Raw genomic sequence first — 17,523 nt, forward strand, 5'->3', positions numbered from 1 at the left:
ATCCACGGGCACCACCGAGAGGTGTGATCGGTGCACGAGCCGGGCGACGAGGTCGGGCCGGCGGGGACGGACGCCGCAACCGGCGACGCTCGCGCCGCGCTGCTCCAGGCCCGCGTCGAGACGGCGTCCCAGATCGCCGCGCTGAGCCGCGACCTGGACGGGGTGATCGACGCCTCGCTGGATTCCAACGCCGACGACGAACACGATCCGGAAGGCGCGACCATCGCCTTCGAGCGCGCCCAGGTCGCCGCGCTGCTGGTCGGCGCGCGGCGACGCCTCGCCGAGCTGGACGCGGCGCTGGAACGGCTGGACGCGGGCACGTACGGTACGTGCGAGCGGTGCGGGTCGGTGATTCCGGCGGAGCGCCTGGCCGTGCGCCCGTTCGCCCGTACCTGCGTCGGCTGCGCCCGCTGAGCACGGTCGACGGGTTCCCGGACGCGTCGCCACGACCCGGACTACCGTTGGCCATTCGCCCGGGACCGGGCCGACGTGACGAGGAGGCAGGGCGGGCGGATGACCGACTACGGACACGAGCTGATCTTCGGCAGCTTCCTCACCCCCGACGCCCGGCGCCCCGAGCAGGTGGTCGCCCTGGCCAAGCTCTGCGAGCAGGTCGGCCTCGACCTGGCCACCTTCCAGGACCACCCGTACCAGCCGAACTTCCTCGACACCTGGACGCTGATGTCGTACCTGGCGGCGGCGACCAGCCGGATCCGGCTCAGCGGCAACGTGCTGAACCTGCCGCTGCGCCAGCCCGTGGTGCTGGCCCGCAGCGTGGCCAGCCTGGACCGGCTCAGCGGCGGCCGGGTCGAGCTGGGCCTGGGCGCGGGCGCGTTCTGGGAGGCGATCGAGGCCAACGGCGGCCGGCGGCTGACCGCCGGGCAGGCGGTCGACGCCCTGGACGAGGCGATCCGGATCATCCGCGAGGTGTGGGCCGCCGACCAGCGGGGCGGGGTGCGGGTCGACGGCGAGCACTACCGGGTGCACGGCGCGAAACGCGGGCCCGCCCCCGCGCACGACGTGGGGATCTGGGTCGGCGCGTACAAGCCGCGGATGCTGCGGCTGGTCGGCCGGGCCGCGGACGGCTGGCTGCCGTCGCTGGCCTACCTGCCGAAGGGCGCGGCCGAGCTGCCCGCTCTCAACGCGCTGGTCGACGAGGGCGCCGAGGCGGCCGGCCGGGACCCGCGGGCGGTGCGCCGGCTGCTCAACGTCAACGGCCGGTTCACCGCCACCGGTTCCGACTTCCTCGTCGGCCCGCCCGCGCAGTGGGTGGAGGAGGTCGCCGGGCTGGCCCTGGACCACGGGGTCTCCGGGTTCGTCCTCGGCGCCGACGACCCGACCGCGTTCCAGCTCTTCGCCCAGGAGGTCGCGCCCGCCGTGCGCGAGCTGGTCGCCGCCGAACGCGCCGAACCCGGCACCCGCGCCGCCGCCGTGCGACAGCAGCGCGAGGTGGTCGAGGCGGGCGCCGCACCCGCACTCGCCGTCCGCCCCACCCCCGACCCGGGGGTACGCCTCACCGACCACGGGAGGTGGGACGAGTCCACCCGCCCGGTGGCCCCGCCCGCCCCGGCCGGGCAGACCTACACCCCGCACCAGCAGGCCGTCGGCGCGCACCTGGTCGACGTGCACGACCACCTGCGCCAGGAACTGGGCCAGGTACGCGACCTGCTGGAGCAGGTCGAGCGGGGCGTGGTCTCCGCCGGGGAGGCCCGGGGCGTGCTGAACCGGATGACCATGCGGCAGAACAACTGGACGCTGGGCGCGTACTGCGCCGCGTACTGCACGGTGGTCACCCAGCACCACGGGCTGGAGGACAACTCGATCTTCCCGTACCTGCGCCGCGCCGATTCAGGGCTGGCGCCGGTCCTCGACCGGCTGGAGGAGGAACACGTCGTCATCCACGACGTGGTGGAGAGCGTGGACCGGGCGCTGGTCGACCTGATCCGCGACCCGGACGACTTCACCGCGCTGCGGCGGGCCGTCGACGTGCTCACCGACACCCTGCTGTCCCACCTGTCCTACGAGGAGCAGCAGATCGTCGAGCCGCTCGCCCGGTACGGCTTCTACGCCGGGCAGGTGTGACCGCCGACCGGCTCAGCCCGACGGGCACAGCAGCGGATCGATCAGCGGCAGTCGCAACGGATCCAGACAGAGGCGCAGCAGCGCCGGATCCGGCGCCGGGGCCGGCCCGGTCGGCTCCGGCGCGGGCCCGGTCGGCTTCGGCGCCGGCGCGGTCGGCTTCGGCGCGGGGGCGGTCGGATCCGGCGGCGGTGCGGGGGCGGTCGGCTTCGGCGCCGGCGCGGTGGCCGCTGGAGGGGCCGCCGGCCGGGCCGGGACGCCGTTCGCCGGCTGCATCGCGCCGCGGGATGCGGGGGTGGCCGCGACGGGACGGGTCGGCCGTGGTTCCGGCGCCCCGGCCGCCGGCCGGTGCGACACCGCGGCGGGCGGGTCCCCGGCCACCGCTGCCTCCCCGCTGCCCGAGCGCGCCGGCGGCGTGGCCGGGCCGCCGGCCGGCGGGCCGGATACCGGCTCCGGCCCCGTGCCGGCCTCCGGGGCGCCGGTCGCGACGACGTTCACCCCGGGCGCCGCTCGGTACGGCGGCACCACCTCACCCGATCCGGTGGTGCCCCCGGGGAGTGCCGCGAGTGCGGTCACGACGAGGACCGCGGCGGCGACCGCGAGACGCTCCGAGCGCAGCAGCGGCACCGGCGCGTCGGCCGGCGCTGCCGGGCGTGGCGGCACCGGACGGGCGTCCCGGTGGGTGGCCAGCAGAGCGTCGACGTGCGCGACGACGGCGGCCCGCCGGCCGGTCGCGGCGGCGAAGGCGAGAGTGAGATAGAACCGGAAGTTCACCTCGGCGGCGGGCGGTACCCGCAGGCCGGCGAGGGGACCCCCGGCGGCCGCGGGCAGCAGGGTGAGTGGCGCGTCGGGATGGTGTGCCGGGCCTGCCAGGTCCGCGTACGTCCATTCCCGCCGGTGGTGGGGGCCGGCGAAGGCCACCCGGCGGTCGGTCACCACGGCCAGGCCGGTGTCGACCACCCGGATCCCGGCCGGCAGCGCCGGGCCGGGTGCGTCGTCGCCGGCCGGAGCAACGGTCAGCGCGGGCCGGGGCAACCCGGGGAGGTGACGTCCGGCCGCCCCGACCAGCTCGGCGACGGGCAGCACCCGGTAGACCACCTCGTCGTGATCGAGGTCCACCGGCAGGCCGGTACGCGGCTGCGTGCACCCGAGGAAGCCGGCTGCCTCGGACCGCTGCCAGGTCAGCTGCTCCTGGCGCCGGTGCCAGGCCGCGGCGGCGGCGTCGTACGCCTGCCGGCGCTGCTGCGTCTCCTGCCGGGCCCAGGCGACGCGCCAGCGCGGGTGGGTCCCCGAGGGAATTTCGACTCTCGTCGTGCCCGACACGTCCAGTACAACGGCTCAGCCGCGACCGGGAAACGCGGAGGCGCGCTGATGGACCACTGCCCTTCCGGCCCCGGGGGTCCCATTGCCGAGCGGACCCCCGCTCCCCAGAAGGCGGGTCGAGGGTTATTCGGGATGGCCAGGTGGTGCTGGGCAACTCCGGCGAGCCGGAGCCCGTCTGGGCTGCAGTCGGGTCAGACAGGACGTTCAGTAGGAGTGCCCTTCTGCATCACTCTAAAGTTCGATGAGGCGTTCAGATTTGGCGGCCGCGACCGGGGGATACCCCGTGGCATGCGCAAGCTGCATCGATTGCGGCAGGAGTCCGCGCCGAAAGGCCCAAATGGTCCGCACGCGACGCAGGTCGAGGATGCGCTCAACGAGTGGCGGCGGCGGACCCGGGTCACTGGGCGAGACCGAAGGCGACAACTGGGCATCTACTCGGTGCTGGCCGTTCAAGCGGGGCTCGCGGCCGGCCTGGCCTGGCTCGTGGCGGGCAGAATCGGGATCAGTACTCACAATCCGGTGTTCGCGCCGATCGCGGCCGTCGGCACCGTGGCGGCCGCGATAGGTCAGCGCCTCCGCCGGGTCGTTGAACTCGTTGCCGGCGTCACGCTCGGCATCGGGATCGCGAACGCCATCCTCACGCTCGTCGGACACGGCGCGGCGCAAACGGGTCTTATTGTCACCGCCACTATTCTGATCGCGATCGCACTGTCTGGCCGTGGAGGTCTCGTCACCCAGGCGGGTGGAACTGCCGTGTTGGTGTCTGCCGTTCCGCCCAACGTTCCGGGAGTGGAGCTGACCCAGCTGGTCAACGCGGTGACCGGCGGCGTGATCGGCCTGGTGGTGGTGATCGCACTCTTTCCGCTGAACCCGCTCCGGATCGTGCACAAAGCCGCCGCTCCCGCGATGAGACGGCTGGCAGCGCAACTGACCGCAACGGGACGAGCGCTAGCGGACCGCGACGCCTCGCGCATCGAGAATGCGCTTGAGGAGCTTCGGAACATGGGCGGTGAGCTGGCCCGACTGTCCGACGCCGTGCAAGGCGCCCACGAGGTTGTGCAGTACTCACCACAACGGCGTCACTGGCGCAACCCCCTTCAGCAGTACAGCCAGGGCGCAGAACATCTCAACCGGGCGGTGTTAGCCAGCCGCGGTCTCACTCGTACGGCGATCGCCCTCATCAACAACGACGAGAAGCTTTCGCCCCCGCTACCAGAAGCAGTCACCAGCCTCGGCCTGGCCGTCCATGATCTGGAGCAGGACTTCAGGGCCGGACGAGAGCCGCAACGAGCACGCCACCGATCCCTGACTGCGGTCTGCCAGGCCAGCGATGCATGCCGGAACGGTCTCGGGCTGTCCGGCACAGCGGTCGTCGCACACGTCCGCACCATCGCTGGGGAGCTCCTCCAAGCAACGGCGATCGATCGCGCCGACGCCAACCGGATGGTCCGCCAAGCCGCAGACTGACCGGCTGTCAGAACGGGCATCCGCACCGGGCGGTCTGGTCGTGGCGGAAGTGGCGGCGGATCTGCCGCTGCGGAGCCGATCTGCTCTGCCACGCCCGGCACCGCATCCCCATCAACCGAGATCTGGCCGGCTCGCCGGCAATCCAGAGGTTCAGGGTTCGAATCCCTGGCGGCTCACTTTTCCGCAGCCCAGCGGCCCTATGGGGGCCGTTGGAGCCGCGACCTTGGCTGACGATCTCAGTAGGATGCTCACATGTCTCGGCCAGTGATCTTCGATCTCTTCCATACCCTGATCCAGGGCGCCGATGAGGAGCGTGATCGGGTAGTCGGCGAGATGGCGGTCATGGTCGGGGTGGCGCCGGCCGCGCTGGTCGCCGCGTACCACGCCAGCTGGCGGGACAGGCTGGTCCGGTGGGATGTGGAGGAGACTGTCCGCATCCTCGCCGGACGCCTCGGGGGCACACCAACCAACGAACAGGTGGCCCGGGCCGGTGAACATCGGCGAGCCCTCGGACGCCGCGTGCTCGACAGCGTCTCGACCGCCACCCTGGACGTACTCGACGCGCTACGCGGCAATGGGCATCCGCTGGCCCTCATCAGCAATGCCACCTCGGACACTGCCGAGGCATGGTCGCGGAGTCGGCTCGCCCACCGGTTCGACGTCGCGGTCTTCTCCTGCGACGTCGGGCTGGCCAAGCCCGACCGGGCGATCTACCACACTGCCGCCGAGCGGCTGGGCGTCGCGCCGGCAGAGTGCGTCTATGTCGGCGACGGCGCGGACGGTGAGCTGGCCGGGGCGGCAGCGGTCGGTATGACCGTCTTCCGGACCATGGAGCACAACGACACCGACCCGAGCTGGGGTGGACGTGCGTTCGCTGCCCTTGACGACCTGCCCGCCCTGCTGTGTGAGCTGGCCAGCCTGAGCTCCGCTGCAACGCCTGACAGTCGGGTTGGGTGGCCAACTGGGTGACGACCGGGGCGGCCGACGGCCGGACGCCCACGGGCGATGTTCCACCGTTCCGGCATCTCACCCCGGCATACTCGGCCCAGTTTCAAAATCTTTGGGGATGAAGAGGTCACGCATCGCCAAACGGCGGTGGCCGGAACCCACGGGCGTCCTGTTGCTGACGGGACGGGTGGAAGCGCCGGTAGATGGCCGGGACGAACAGCAGGATCAAGACGATGATCGCCGCACCCACGAGCAGGGGCGGCCCCAGCGCGGCCCCAACGAGGACCCAGGTTGGCGCCGAGGTGTGTCGAGGCGTGATGTTGCTTGGGTTGCTTGGGTCGCCTGGGTTTCCGGCGAAGGAACCTCGCCCAAGGGTTCGAGTCGCTGGCGGCCCACCGAAACGGACACCCAAACGGAGGGGGTCAATGGGGGCAGCTGCACGCGCCACGTGTGGATGGCGCTGATGGTCTACGCCATGCGGCACGGTCGCGCCCACGGCCGGCCTGCCGCCTACCACCAGCCAGGGCGTCGTAGCTGGTAGGGTGCAGTCCCTCGCCGCTCACCTTCGCACCCTGACCCAACTTCGTGTCCCGGAGATGGGCCTTTTCGATCTTGTCAGATCTGATCTCGTAGGCAGGCGTCTGCCGTACGCAATGTGGCGGACTATGCGCCTCAGCCTCGGCCGCCGGCCTGGACGAGGCCTGACTCGTAGGCGAGGACCGCGAGCTGCACGCGGTCGCGGAGGTTCAGTTTGGTCAGCAGACGGGAGACATAGGTCTTGACCGTGGCCTCGCTGAGGAACAGTGCGCTGGCGATCTCGGTGTTCGATCGACCGCTTGCGACCTGTCGCAGCACGGCCGCTTCTCGTTCGGTCACGTTGGGCAGCGGAGCCGGACTGGAGGAAGGCGCGGCGGCGAACCGGTCGAGTAACCGGCGGGTGAGCTCGGGAGCGAGCATCGCCTCGCCCCGGGCCACGACGCGCACCGCGTGCACCAGGTCATCGGGAGGGACGTCTTTGAGGAGGAACCCGCTGGCGCCCGCCCGTACTGCGCCGTACACATACTCATCGAAATCGAAGGTGGTCAGCGCCATCACGCGGACGCCGGGCTGCTGCGCCACGATCCGCCGGGTCGCTTCGATGCCGTCCAGCCGGGGCATCCGTACGTCCATGAGCACGACATCGGGCCGGTGCTTGGCGCAGACGGTGACCGCCTCGATTCCGTCTCTGGCCTCGGCGACCACCTCCATGCCGCCCCGCTCGAGGATGAGGCGGAAACCCTCCCGCAGAAGCGCCTGGTCGTCGACGATCATCACGCGGCTCATGCCGGCTCCAAGGGAAGGACGGCGGCTACGGCGAACCCGCGGTCGGATAGTGGCGCCGCCTGCAGCGTCCCGCCGTACAGCGCCGCACGTTCCCGCATCCCGATCAGGCCGTGCCCGGGCCCAGCGGTGCCCGGGCTCCCGCGGCCGTCGTCACGTACGTCGATGCGAAGCTCGTCGATGCCGAATGTTACCCCCAAGCTGACCTCGGTGACGGCGTTGGCGTGGCGGCGCGCGTTGGTCAGCGCTTCCTGCACGATCCGGAATGCCGCGAGGTCGAGGCCGACGGGCAGTGCCCGCGGTGCGCCGGTCACCGCGAACTCCACGGGGAGCCCGGACTCCCGAGCGTCGTCGACCAGTGTCTGCAGGCCCGACAGTCCGGGCTGGGGTGAGAGCAGGCCGACCTCGTCGGTGTCGCGAAGCATGGTGACCACCCGTCGCATTTCAGCGAGGGCGCCGTTGCCGGTGCGCCGGATAGTGGCGAGAGTACTGCGTACCCGGTCGGGGTCCTCGGTGACCATCTGTTCGGCCGCGCCCGCCTGTACCACCATCACGCTCATCGCGTGCGCGACGATATCGTGCAGTTCGCGGGCGATGCGGGTGCGTTCCTCGATGACGGCCTGCGCCGCCCGTTCGGCCGCGGCGACCTCGGCCGCCACCGCCCGCCGCTGGGAGGACTGGGCGTGGCGGGCCATGACGGACTGCCAGCGCCCGAAGGCGAAGCAGACGCTCACAACACCCCAGTGGTACAGCATTTCGTTGAGCCCGCCGAGCAGCTCAATGAACAGGTCGGCGTAGATGAGGGCCGCGCTGGCCATAGCCGCACCGATCCATGGTTCGCGCCCCTTGCCATGGCGCGCCACCGAGAACACAGCGATCAGGATCGGCACGAACTGCCCGAAGAACAGCAGGAACCCAAGCTGGCCCGAGGCGCATAGCCCGGCAAGCGCCACGGCGGCCGTCGGGATGGGGTGGGTACGTCGCCACCACAGCGAAGCCGCGACGACCAGCACCTGCACGCTCGTCGCGATCGGATCCCCGTCGCCCTGCCGCGATTCGAGAGGAAGCCACACCTCGGCGACGCCCGTGACCAGCACGGCTAGGCACAGGCCGGCATCGACGCTCCGGCGCCACCACACCTCCATGGGGATCAACCGTAGGGGACGGGGAAGCCAAAGACATCAGTCCGGAGTTGACATGTGCCGACCACTTTCGGCCGACTACGGCGACGGGTCGGTCAGACTTGACTGTCGCACATGACACGACATTTTCGATTTCTCGTAGCGGTCTGCCTCATCGCGTTTGCCCTGCTCAGCGTCGGCTTCGTGACCCTGCAGCCCGAGCTGCCCAACGACCGGGCGCAGTGGCTCGCCACGATTGCCGACGCACGCGCAGGCGCGTCGGCCGCCGCCCAGATGTTCGTCTGGTCCCAACTGCCGTTCGCGGTCTCGGTCGTGGGCCTGGTCGCCTGGCTGCGGCCGAGATTCCCGCGGCTCACGATCATCGGTGGCGTGTTCGGGGTGCTCGGCGCGTTCGGCCACACCGTAGCGGGTAGTTGGACGCTCACCCAGATCGTGATGGCCGACGACCCGGCCCACCGTGACGCCTACTCTCAACTGATCGCCGCGCAGGAGCAGTCGGCCCTGATCGTCCCGTTCCTCGTGATCGGTCTGGTCGGCACCGTGGTTGGCATCCTGCTGCTGTCGATCGCCCACTTCCGTTCGCACGTGCATCCGCGATGGGTCGGCCCGGTGCTGTGGGTGTGGCTCGTGGTGGAGTTCGCCGGCAGCGGCATCAGCCCGTGGGCGACGTACCTGTCCGGCCTGCTGCTCCTTGCCGGTTGCGGTGGGCTCGCGGCCGGCCTGTTCGGCGCACGCCAGGACGACCGCGCAGTGCTAGTCGCCGCCGCCTGACGCATACCGCTGCTGATGCAGACAGAGCGAAACGTTCCACTCTCGACAGGAAAGTTGATGTGAAGAGTCGACCGAACTGCTGTTCACCTCGCTGCTCGTCCAGGCGACGAGGGCGATGACGCAGGCCAAGCCGAGCACTGACAGGTACGGGCGCAACGCCCCGCTCGTTCCGGCAGTCATTCCTCACCGCGTACGCATCGCGGATCGGTGAACGGCTCGACGCCGCCACCGAGGGGGTGGACCGGGAGATGAGCGCGTCGGCGGACGCCCGCCCAACTGCTGCCGGTGCTCGCTGCGCGCGACGACGCGGTGGGCGATGCCTTCGAGAAGCATTTCCCCGAGCTGACACAGCATGCGACAGCCATCAACAACCGGGAGGGCTGGGCGTCGGGCCGGGCCGCGGCCGACCGAGCTTCGCTGCACGGGCGGCAAGCGGTCGGGCACGGATGATCAATTGCTGTGCCGGAACGTAACGGCTGGCACAGATCTGGCTCTGAACCCGCGATCCCGCTGCGAGTCGAGGTTGACGGACTCGCAGCGGGATCCCAGCCCGTCTGACGGCCTCGGCGACGGAGCCTCGACTACCGCTGTGACCTGGGCAGGCATAGTGGGAGCGGGCTACTGGTGATGGTCGCCGATTGGTTCGCATGGTGGTACCTGCGGCCCACTCGAAACGGATACCCAAACGGAGGGGTGCAGGGTCGCAGATACGCAGGCCATGGCCGATGTCGTGGCCGCGCTGCCGTACGGCGGCCGGACTCCGCACAGGGGTGGTGGATTCGTGGGTCAGTTCTGGCCGGGGCTTGCTATGGGTAGTCCTGCTTCCTTGGCGCATTCGAGCAGCCGCCGGTCGTAGGTGACGAAGGCGGTGAGTGCCGTGCCGGACTCGTTGGTCAGCACTTGGGCGGTGGCCAGGTGGATGGCGTCAAGGTTGCGGAGCGTCGGCTCGGCGAACGCGGCTGAGGTCGCACGGATCGTGCTGTCGCGTCGTGCCGGAATCATCGCGCACGACCCGAGGTCCGTGAGCCGGGCAAATTCAGGGTTAGTGGGTCCCCGGCGATCGTGGCGGCGTGGTTCGCGTGGTGGTACCTCCGCCCCACCGGCACAAACGCCGGTTGATCTCGGTTCCGAGTACGGCCGAGCGGTCACGCCGTTCCCTCCCCGCCCAGCATGCGATCGATGGCCGAGGCAGCCGGCGCAGCGCGGCCACGAATGGCTTGCACCCTGTACCTGGGTACAGGTTTACCGTCGGAGCATGACCGAGACAGAGCTGGCTGAGGGGTCGTGGGTGCCGCAGGCGTGCACCTTGCCGACGGCGGAGCAGCCGCTACGGCTGGTCGAGTTCGATGATCTGTTCGCTTGGGCGGTGCTCGGGGTGCAGCGGGCGGACCCCTTGCGGGCTCGACTGGAGCTGCCGGCGGAGCCGGAGGTGGCTGCGCGGGCGGCAGACCTGATGACGCGAGAGACCGGCTGCTGCTCGTTCTTCAGCTTCACGCTGGTGGCAACCGGCGGCCAACTCGCCCTGGATGTCGCGGTGCCGGCAGGGTACGTCGCCGTGCTGGACGCTCTCGCCGCCCGCGCCGGGCTGGGCGGCAGCTCATGAGTCCGGGGTTGCGGTCGGGTCAGGTGGCCGAGGCGGCAGGGGTGAACCAGCAGACGCTGCGCTACTACGAGCGGCGGGGTCTGGTGGCCGAGCCGGATCGGACGTTGGGCGGCCATCGGCTCTATCCGCCGGAGACGGTCACGATCCTGAGGGTGATCAAGACCGCGCAGCGGCTCGGGTTCACCCTCGATGAGGTCGCCGAGCTCTTGAGCGTGGGCGTTCATCGGCACGGCCGGCGGCCGGAGGCCGGGTTGCAGGCCCGCGCGCAGGCCAAGCTCGCCGAGGTCGAGCAGAGGATTGCTGACCTGTCGGTGATCCGGGACACCCTGCGCGAGGCGGTCGCCGCTGGTTGCGACGACATGGTCGCCTGCGCGGGCAGCCCGTGCTGCCCGATGCCGTTCGTCGAACTCACCGTCGAGGGAACTGATCGTGCCGAGGATCGATCCACCTCGGGTGCTGCCGTCTGGTCTGACCGGGCTGGCCGGGGTCACCTGCGCGGCCTGCGGTCCCCGTCGTGACCCGCACGGCTCCCTCGTCTCGTTTGCCATTGCCGGGCTGGCCGAGGCCGGCGGGGCCTGGCTGACCTGGCAGGGCTGGTGGGAGCGCCGCGGGCTGTGGTGGTCGCGGCTGTGATCGTGCCGTCAGCGCGTGGCCGACGGAAACAGCCAGCCGAGGCTGCGTTCCGCGGCCTGAAGGTAGTCGTTGCGCCGGTGTTCGCGACCGAATGACAGATCCTCGAGAGCGGCGCAGCGCGCGAAGAACGTGATCCGGGCCAACGCGTCGTCGCCGTCGTCCAGGCCGCCGTACGCCCTGAGACTCTCCAGGAGAAAGTCCTCCCCGAAGTCGCGATACAGCCGGGCGAAATCCAGCGCCGGGTCCGTGATCGCCGCATCGGACCAGTCGATCACGCCGGTGATGCTTCCGTCTTGCTCAAGTATGTGCTCGGCCCCCAGGTCAGCATGGGCGAGCACGCGACGCCGAGCCGGCCGGGGAACGCTCGCCCGGAGCAGGCGAAGACAGTCCGCGGGCCCATCGAGGTCCTCCAGCCACTCGCTGGGTCCGGCGTCCTCAACGGGCACCAGCTGGTCGACCATTGCGGTGTCTATGTCGTGTAGCTCCCGCAGAAAGAGCCCCAGCGTACGCGCCACCCCCCGGGCCGGGGTGCGGTTGAGCAGCGGCCGGCCGGGTAGCAGTGGATAGGCCAGCACTCCCGCGTCGTCGTCGACGAAACACGTCCGAGGCACCGGAGTGGACACGCGTGGGGCCACCACCTCCAGTAGCGACGCCTCTCGGGTGACGCTGTGGTCCGCTGCCACCCGTAGGACGAGATCGGCGGCGAGGAAGGCCGTGTTGTCAAGGCCCTGCCCCAGCTCGCGAAGGGCGACGCCGGCGAGTTGCGGCAGATGAGCCGCCAGGGCTTGGCTGGCGCGTTGACGAGCCGTCATGTCCATGCTCACTCTCCGCCCGGACGAAAAGATCAATCGTACGAGTGTCGCCCTGGAGGCGCTGCACCCTGCCCACGGTGATTGACCCTGATCGCATCCAGCAGCGCCAACAGGCAGCCCCCAGTCGTGATGATCGAGGTGGCGTCACCCGGCCACGGTTCCTGGACAGCCGGCGCCGGCCCGGACGATCAGCGCAGGCTCTCCCGCTCTTGCAGCAGCGGCAGCCCGGCCTTGTATCGCCGGAAGAAACCGGCGGTCGGGGTGTCCGCCCTCGCGACGTCGTCCGGGGTGCCCTCCGCGACCACGACACCCCCGTCCGGACCGGCTCCCGGACCCAGGTCGATCACCCAGTCCGCCGACGCGGCGACGGGAATGTGATGTTCGGCGACGACAACCGTGTTGCCCGAGTCGAGCAACACATCGAGCGCATCCACCACCCGCTGGATGTCAGACGGGTGCAGGCCCGAGACGGGCTCGTCGAGAACGACGAGGCCGGCCTTGCGGCTCGCGGCGCCGCGCTGGATCGCCGATGCCAGCTTCAGCCGCTGCGCCTCGCCGCCGGACAACTCTGTGGCGCTCTGGCCGAGTTGGAGATAGCCAAGCCCCGCCTGGTTCAGGGCTCCGAGAGTCTCCGCGAGCTGCCGGGGCTCGGAGAACCGCTCCACGGCCTCGGCGACGGTCAGCTCCAGCACCTGATCGATGGCCAACCCCTGATACCTGATCTCCAAAGCCTCCGGCTGGTAGCGCCGGCCCTCGCACGCGTCGCAGACCACCCACACATCCGGCAGGAAGTGCATGTCGACCAGCTTGCGGCCATAACCGGTGCAGGTCTCGCAGCGCCCGCCACCCGCGGTGTTGAAGCTGAACCAGGAGGCATTGACCCCGCGCCCGTGCGCCATGTCGGTCTCGGCGAACAGCTTGCGGATGATGTCGAACGCCTTGCTGTACGTAGCCGGGTTGGACCGCGGCGTCCGCCCGAGCGGTTCCTGATCGACGACGGCGACCCAGCTGAACCCATCGAGGCCGGTCACCTCCCGCACCGTGTCGGTCGCCGTCCCGGTCAGGGCGGCCTCCACGCTCGCCCCGAGCGCGCCGAGTAGGCTGCTCTTGCCGCTGCCACTCACCCCGGTCAGGCACGTGAGCCGACTGGCGGGGAAACGCACCAGATCCGCCGTCACGTTGTGTGCGCGCAAGCCGTGCAACTCCACCCAGCCGGCGTCATCCCTGGCCGGGCGGCGGGTCCGGTGCAGCTGCGGCCCCGCACCGGCCAGATAGCGCCCAGTCAGCGACTTCGGGTGAGCGACCACGTCGGCGGGAGGCCCCGACACCAGGATCTCACCGCCGAAGCGGCCCGCGCCGGGCCCCAGATCGATCACCCAGTCGGCCCGGGCGATCAGCTCAGGGTCGTGCTCGACGAGGAGCACGGTGTTGCCAGCCTCGCGCAGCTCTAGGGCGACGTCGAGCAGCTGCGCCTTGTCCGCCGGATGCAGCCCCGTCCCGGGCTCGTCCAGGACGAAGATGATGCCGCTCAGCTCGGTGCTGAGCTGCGCGGCGAGCCGGGTCCGCTGCAACTCACCCCCGGACAGCGTCGCCGCGCTGCGGGACAGCTGGAGATGGGCCAGGCCGAGCCGGTCAAGGATGCCGAGCCTGCGACCGAGGTCCTGCAGCAGCGGCTCACCCACCTCGCGCTGCCGCGCGCCCAGGTCGTCCGCCACGCGTTTCGCCCAGCGGCGCACCTCCCGTACTTCCACCTCGAGCAGGTCGGGGTACGTCAGCCCGCCGAACCGCACGGACCGGGCCACCTGGTCGTACCCGCTGCCGCCGCAGGTGCCGCAGGGCCGCTTGCGCATGTACGGCAGGTAGCGCTGCTTGGCGCTGGACGTCTGCGCGTTCACGAACACCCGCTCCACCTCGGCGAGCGCGCCCCGCAGCGGCTGGCTCGAGGTGTAGGTCACCAGGGCCGTCTCATTCTTGTTCGTCATGTCGACGGTCGCCTCGATCTTCTCGTCACCCGTGCCGTACAGCACGCAGCGACGGAACTCCTCGGGCAGCGACTGCCACGACCGGCCGAGGTCCACGCCCCGCTTCTCGGCGAGCGCCGGTACGAACGCGTGCTCCCCCGACCGCCACTTCGCGTACCAGGGCGAGGCCCCCTCGAAGAGCGGACGCTCCGGGTGAGTGATGACCAGGTCCTCCTGCGCCTGCCAGCGCCCGCCCACCCCGTGGCAGTCCGCACAGCTCCCTTCCGGGCTGTTGCGGTCGAAGTGAGCGGTCGTCAGATGCCCGTCCCCACTCTCGGCCGCCGGGTCTGCGCCGATGCCCGGAAGGCGCGAGTACAGCAGCCCCAGGTGCCCGTCGATGCCGGTGATCGTCGCGACCGTGGAGCGGGGGTTGCGGTTCAGACGGCGCTGGTCGACCGCGAGCGTCGCGCCGAGGCCCAGGATTCGATCGACCTTCGGCCGATTGCGCTGAGTGATGTACTGCCGCACGAACGGCGAAAGCCCCTCCAGGTACCGCAGTTGGGCTTCGTTGTGCAGGGTGTCGATGGCCAGCGAGGTCTTGCCGCTGCCGCTCACTCCGGTGAAGGCGACGAGCTGTCCCTTGGGGATGCTCACGGACACGTCCCGCAGATTGTTGGTACGAGCCCCCACCACGTCGATGGTCTCGCGCCCCATATTCGCGACGTCCCGTACGAATGCCGTCAACCTTCGTCCACCCTCTCGCAACACAGCAGGACATGAGCGGAGCGGCCCCACCCATGCCGAACAAACCGATCACGCCACTACCCGGCAGATCGTCATCAATGGTGCTGAATCTTCGTCACGTGGCCGGGCCCGGTGCGGGCCGCGCAGCGGATCAAGACTGGGACGCCGCGGCGAGCTTTGCGATGTCGGGGGCGTAGACGGTCATCCAGTGCGGATGCAGCCGGTAGTAGACGACGTCGTTGTCCCAGTCGAAGAGGTCCTCGCCGTAGAAGTCCTTCAAGTACGCGAGCACGTCCGGCCAGTCCGCGGCCGGCTCCCCGTCGGGTGGGTTAAGGATCTCCGCCTTGCCGTGCGTGAACACGCCCAGGTCCTCACCGCGCATGTGCGCGGCGCTGGCTGCTGGCCGTGCCGCGAGATGGCGCGCCTTGACGGCGCCGCGCGCCGTGCCGAAGTACCACTTGCCGTGCAGGAAGTGCCCGTCCACACCGCTGATCCGCGGCTCGCCCTTCGCCGTCACGGTGGACAGGGCGAGGGTGCACATGCCGGTGAGGACCTGGGTGAGCTGCTCCGCGGTCAGAGTCCGCTCCGTGTTGATGATCGAGCGGAGGTGCGAGGCGGAGCGGGAGAGGGAGGCGTCAAGGAGGGCCTGAAGCTCTTTGAGATCTTCTGCAGTTTCGCGCATGGAGGTCCTTATCTATCCGTTTCTTCCCATGGTGCACGGCCCACGCCCACCATCGACGCCAAGCAGCGAAACCATGCTCAACCCAAAACCTGACACCTTGTGTCATGTTTCTTCGTCCGTCTTTCGGACGCCACCCGCCGCCTGGCCGGACGCCACGTAGCGACCGGCTCTGTTGGACCAACGTCCTCAACGCCCTGATCCTCGCCTACGGCGGCCGGATCGCCATCCAACAACCTCGATCACACGAAGGGTCCAAACAGGGAACCCGACACACTCCCGACCCTTGACAGCTGGGCCTGTGTGTTCGCTCGCAGGCCATGCCGTCGTTGCGGCCTACCGCCCACTGAAGCGACCGCGAGGGATCGCCTCTCATCATCGTGAGGCGATCCCTCGCGGTCGGCCGGGTGGCCTCCGTGCCAGGCTCTAACCGCTAAATGCCGCTACTGCCATCACTGGATGGAAACGTGGAGGTCGCGGAACGGGCCAATCTTGACCTGGAGGGTGTCGGCGGTGTCGGGCAGGGCGAAGAGGTTCCAGAACTCGCGGGTCTGGCCCGGTGCGAACTTCTCGGTGCTGATCCGGACGCCGGAGACGTCTGTGCATGCGCAGTAGAAGTCCACGCCGTCGTCGGTGGGGACCTCCAGGCGGCCGGGCAGGTACTGGCGGCGGGCGGCGACGTCGGTCATGCGGACGTTGGTTGCGGCCTGGTACTTGTACGCCTCCCAGTCCTGAGCGTGGTGAAGGTCGCGGAACCAGGACTTGGCTGAGCCCTCATTGGTGATCTTGTAGGTGAGCAGGCCGAGGCCGCCGGGCAGTCGGCGCAGGCCGGTGACCTCCATGGCGATGGGCTGGCCGTCCGCCTTGGTGATGCCGGTCAGGCCGGTCGCGCCGGCAGTGGTCGTGGCCGCCGGTTCCCGGGTGGCGGGCTGAGGTTTGGGAAAGGTCACCGTGACGCGGCGGTTGCGGCGCTTGCCCTCGTCGCTGTCGTTGCTGTACAGCGGGCGGCGTGAGCCGTACCCCTCGGTCTGGAAGCGGACCCCGTCCCTGGACAGCAGCGCTGACAGGGCGTGCTGTACCGCCTGGGCTCGGCGCAGCGACAGTGGGTCGTTGATGGCGTTGTTGCCGGAGGAGTCGGCGTGGCCGGCCACCGTCACCGTCGTGGCGGGGGAGGCGTCGATGAGCTGGGCCGTGCGGTCCATGACCGACTTGGCTTTGGGGGTGAGGGTGGCCTTGTCCACCGCGAACAGCACGTCGGCGGAGAGGTTGACCTGCAGATCCTTGCCGTCGTCGGCGGTCTCCTCCGACTTGTCCAGGTATTCGGAGGAAAGGATGAGGCGGCGGGTGACCGGGGTGACGGGTTCGGCATCGGGGTCGGGAAAGTCACCGGCTAAGGCTTCGTCGCTGATGGGCACGTTGAGCATCGGCGGGCCCACGGGCGTGACGACGACGGTCGTCGCAGGGTTGCCCGACGGTGCGGGCAGCACCGCGTAGACGGTGATCGACTGGCCAGGGTCGATGAACGGGCCGAGGCCGTCGCGGTCCCGACCACTGCACAGGCAGGGGGAACCGACGGGCTGGTATGGCAGGAGCCAGGTGCGGGCCCGCGCGTCGAGGACGCCGATGCCGGAGGCCCAGTTGATCTCGCCGAGGGGGCGCGTGTGGTCGCCCATCTCGCCGGCCCAGGACAGGTGCTTCTCCGTGCCGGTGTTGGACAGGCGGATCTGGGCGATGAGGTGCTTGCCCTTGACGCGGTTGAGGCCGACGACCTCGACCTTGAGATTCTCGGTCATGGTACTGCGGGTTTCGGCCAGGGACCTGGCGGTGCTGGCGGTGGCGGCCGGAGCGCTGGAGGCAGCCGGGGACGCGGCATCCTTCTTCGGCAGCACCCCGCACCCGACTACTGCCAACGTGACTACGGCGCTCAGGGCCAGCATCCCGCTAGACCTAGACGATCTATTCCAAGGGTTCAGTGGTCGTACGCGGTCAGTGAGCGGAGTACGGGTTGGTTGGTGTGCCAGTTGTGCCAGATCACGGCGGT

The 17,523-nt window shown here is 70.1% G+C and carries 15 protein-coding genes and 1 pseudogene; 8 read left to right on the forward strand and 8 right to left on the reverse strand.

The features are described from left to right. Positions 1-30: 30 nt before the first annotated feature. The gene (locus AB0H57_RS24905) at positions 31-414 is read left to right on the forward strand and encodes a TraR/DksA C4-type zinc finger protein (protein ID WP_357510341.1); all 384 of its coding nucleotides are present in this window, start codon (positions 31-33) and stop codon (positions 412-414) included. Between the two features lie 99 nt (positions 415-513). Further along, positions 514-2,082 carry an LLM class flavin-dependent oxidoreductase gene (locus AB0H57_RS24910; protein WP_357510343.1) on the forward strand — a complete coding sequence of 523 codons (1,569 nt, stop codon included), beginning with the start codon at positions 514-516 and terminating at the stop codon, positions 2,080-2,082. A gap of 12 nt (positions 2,083-2,094) precedes the next feature. On the opposite strand, the gene AB0H57_RS24915 is transcribed toward AB0H57_RS24910, so the two are convergent. Then, a complete protein-coding gene (locus AB0H57_RS24915) occupies positions 2,095-3,402 on the reverse strand; it encodes a hypothetical protein (RefSeq protein WP_357510345.1) in 1,308 nt (435 codons plus the stop codon). A 288-nt stretch (positions 3,403-3,690) separates the two neighbouring features. Here AB0H57_RS24915 and AB0H57_RS24920 point away from each other — a divergent pair, with 288 nt between their 5' ends. Further along, positions 3,691-4,869, forward strand: coding sequence for an FUSC family protein (locus AB0H57_RS24920; protein ID WP_357510347.1), 1,179 nt, complete (start codon positions 3,691-3,693; stop codon positions 4,867-4,869). Positions 4,870-5,121: 252 nt separating this feature from the next. After that, the gene (locus AB0H57_RS24925) at positions 5,122-5,838 is read left to right on the forward strand and encodes an HAD-IA family hydrolase (RefSeq protein ID WP_357510349.1); all 717 of its coding nucleotides are present in this window, start codon (positions 5,122-5,124) and stop codon (positions 5,836-5,838) included. A gap of 651 nt (positions 5,839-6,489) precedes the next feature. Here the strand turns inward: AB0H57_RS24925 and AB0H57_RS24930 are convergent. Together AB0H57_RS24930 and AB0H57_RS24935 are read right to left on the reverse strand one after the other, a co-directional pair. Continuing rightward, positions 6,490-7,140: a response regulator transcription factor gene (locus tag AB0H57_RS24930; protein ID WP_357510351.1), complete on the reverse strand. Its 651-nt coding sequence runs from the start codon at positions 7,138-7,140 to the stop codon at positions 6,490-6,492. Beyond that, on the reverse strand, positions 7,137-8,282 hold the full coding sequence (locus AB0H57_RS24935) for a sensor histidine kinase (protein ID WP_357510353.1): 1,146 nt from the start codon (positions 8,280-8,282) through the stop codon (positions 7,137-7,139). The genes AB0H57_RS24930 and AB0H57_RS24935 overlap by 4 nt, the downstream gene beginning before the upstream one ends. A 180-nt stretch (positions 8,283-8,462) precedes the next feature. Here AB0H57_RS24935 and AB0H57_RS24940 point away from each other — a divergent pair, with 180 nt between their 5' ends. Continuing rightward, complete coding sequence (locus AB0H57_RS24940) at positions 8,463-9,050, forward strand: hypothetical protein (RefSeq protein WP_357510355.1); 588 nt, start codon at positions 8,463-8,465, stop codon at positions 9,048-9,050. A gap of 56 nt (positions 9,051-9,106) precedes the next feature. After that, a pseudogene (locus tag AB0H57_RS24945) lies at positions 9,107-9,500 on the forward strand (hypothetical protein); the annotation flags it as partial. 336 nt (positions 9,501-9,836) lie between these two features. On the opposite strand, the gene AB0H57_RS24950 reads toward AB0H57_RS24945, so the two are convergent. Then, positions 9,837-10,052 carry a hypothetical protein gene (locus AB0H57_RS24950; protein ID WP_357510356.1) on the reverse strand — a complete coding sequence of 72 codons (216 nt, stop codon included), beginning with the start codon at positions 10,050-10,052 and terminating at the stop codon, positions 9,837-9,839. Positions 10,053-10,305: 253 nt separating this feature from the next. Here AB0H57_RS24950 and AB0H57_RS24955 point away from each other — a divergent pair, with 253 nt between their 5' ends. Both AB0H57_RS24955 and AB0H57_RS24960 read left to right on the forward strand, forming a co-directional pair. Continuing rightward, complete coding sequence (locus tag AB0H57_RS24955) at positions 10,306-10,653, forward strand: hypothetical protein (protein ID WP_357510358.1); 348 nt, start codon at positions 10,306-10,308, stop codon at positions 10,651-10,653. Continuing rightward, positions 10,650-11,171 (forward strand): MerR family transcriptional regulator, encoded by a 522-nt coding sequence (locus tag AB0H57_RS24960; protein ID WP_357510360.1) that lies wholly within the window; start codon positions 10,650-10,652, stop codon positions 11,169-11,171. Before AB0H57_RS24955 ends, AB0H57_RS24960 begins: the two co-directional genes overlap by 4 nt. A gap of 123 nt (positions 11,172-11,294) precedes the next feature. Here the strand turns inward: AB0H57_RS24960 and AB0H57_RS24965 are convergent, their stop codons facing one another. The 4 genes from AB0H57_RS24965 to AB0H57_RS24980 all read right to left on the reverse strand — a co-directional run bounded on the left by AB0H57_RS24965 (position 11,295) and on the right by AB0H57_RS24980 (position 17,419). Further along, the gene (locus tag AB0H57_RS24965) at positions 11,295-12,104 is read right to left on the reverse strand and encodes a phosphotransferase (RefSeq protein ID WP_357510362.1); all 810 of its coding nucleotides are present in this window, start codon (positions 12,102-12,104) and stop codon (positions 11,295-11,297) included. A gap of 182 nt (positions 12,105-12,286) precedes the next feature. Continuing rightward, a complete protein-coding gene (locus AB0H57_RS24970) occupies positions 12,287-14,773 on the reverse strand; it encodes an excinuclease ABC subunit UvrA (RefSeq protein ID WP_357510368.1) in 2,487 nt (828 codons plus the stop codon). A 181-nt stretch (positions 14,774-14,954) separates the two neighbouring features. Further along, on the reverse strand, positions 14,955-15,485 hold the full coding sequence (locus AB0H57_RS24975) for a pyridoxamine 5'-phosphate oxidase family protein (protein WP_357510364.1): 531 nt from the start codon (positions 15,483-15,485) through the stop codon (positions 14,955-14,957). Positions 15,486-15,934: 449 nt separating this feature from the next. Then, positions 15,935-17,419, reverse strand: coding sequence for an OmpA family protein (locus tag AB0H57_RS24980; RefSeq protein WP_357510366.1), 1,485 nt, complete (start codon positions 17,417-17,419; stop codon positions 15,935-15,937). Between the last annotated feature and the right edge of the window lie 104 nt (positions 17,420-17,523).

This window comes from Micromonospora sp. NPDC050686, assembly GCF_040654475.1.
In the GTDB taxonomy this organism is placed as follows: domain Bacteria; phylum Actinomycetota; class Actinomycetes; order Mycobacteriales; family Micromonosporaceae; genus Micromonospora.

Excerpts from the sequence above, each read along its gene's own strand:
- AB0H57_RS24910 (WP_357510343.1), top strand. The coding sequence starts at position 514 with ATGACCGACTACGGACACGAGCTGATCTTCGGCAGCTTCCTCACCCCC.
- AB0H57_RS24920 (WP_357510347.1), top strand. The coding sequence starts at position 3,691 with ATGCGCAAGCTGCATCGATTGCGGCAGGAGTCCGCGCCGAAAGGCCCA.
- AB0H57_RS24925 (WP_357510349.1), top strand. The coding sequence starts at position 5,122 with ATGTCTCGGCCAGTGATCTTCGATCTCTTCCATACCCTGATCCAGGGC.
- AB0H57_RS24930 (WP_357510351.1), bottom strand. The coding sequence starts at position 7,140 with ATGAGCCGCGTGATGATCGTCGACGACCAGGCGCTTCTGCGGGAGGGT.
- AB0H57_RS24935 (WP_357510353.1), bottom strand. The coding sequence starts at position 8,282 with ATGGAGGTGTGGTGGCGCCGGAGCGTCGATGCCGGCCTGTGCCTAGCC.
- AB0H57_RS24950 (WP_357510356.1), bottom strand. The coding sequence starts at position 10,052 with ATGATTCCGGCACGACGCGACAGCACGATCCGTGCGACCTCAGCCGCG.
- AB0H57_RS24955 (WP_357510358.1), top strand. The coding sequence starts at position 10,306 with ATGACCGAGACAGAGCTGGCTGAGGGGTCGTGGGTGCCGCAGGCGTGC.
- AB0H57_RS24960 (WP_357510360.1), top strand. The coding sequence starts at position 10,650 with ATGAGTCCGGGGTTGCGGTCGGGTCAGGTGGCCGAGGCGGCAGGGGTG.
- AB0H57_RS24965 (WP_357510362.1), bottom strand. The coding sequence starts at position 12,104 with ATGGACATGACGGCTCGTCAACGCGCCAGCCAAGCCCTGGCGGCTCAT.
- AB0H57_RS24970 (WP_357510368.1), bottom strand. The coding sequence starts at position 14,773 with ATGGGGCGCGAGACCATCGACGTGGTGGGGGCTCGTACCAACAATCTG.
- AB0H57_RS24975 (WP_357510364.1), bottom strand. The coding sequence starts at position 15,485 with ATGCGCGAAACTGCAGAAGATCTCAAAGAGCTTCAGGCCCTCCTTGAC.
- AB0H57_RS24980 (WP_357510366.1), bottom strand. The coding sequence starts at position 17,419 with ATGCTGGCCCTGAGCGCCGTAGTCACGTTGGCAGTAGTCGGGTGCGGG.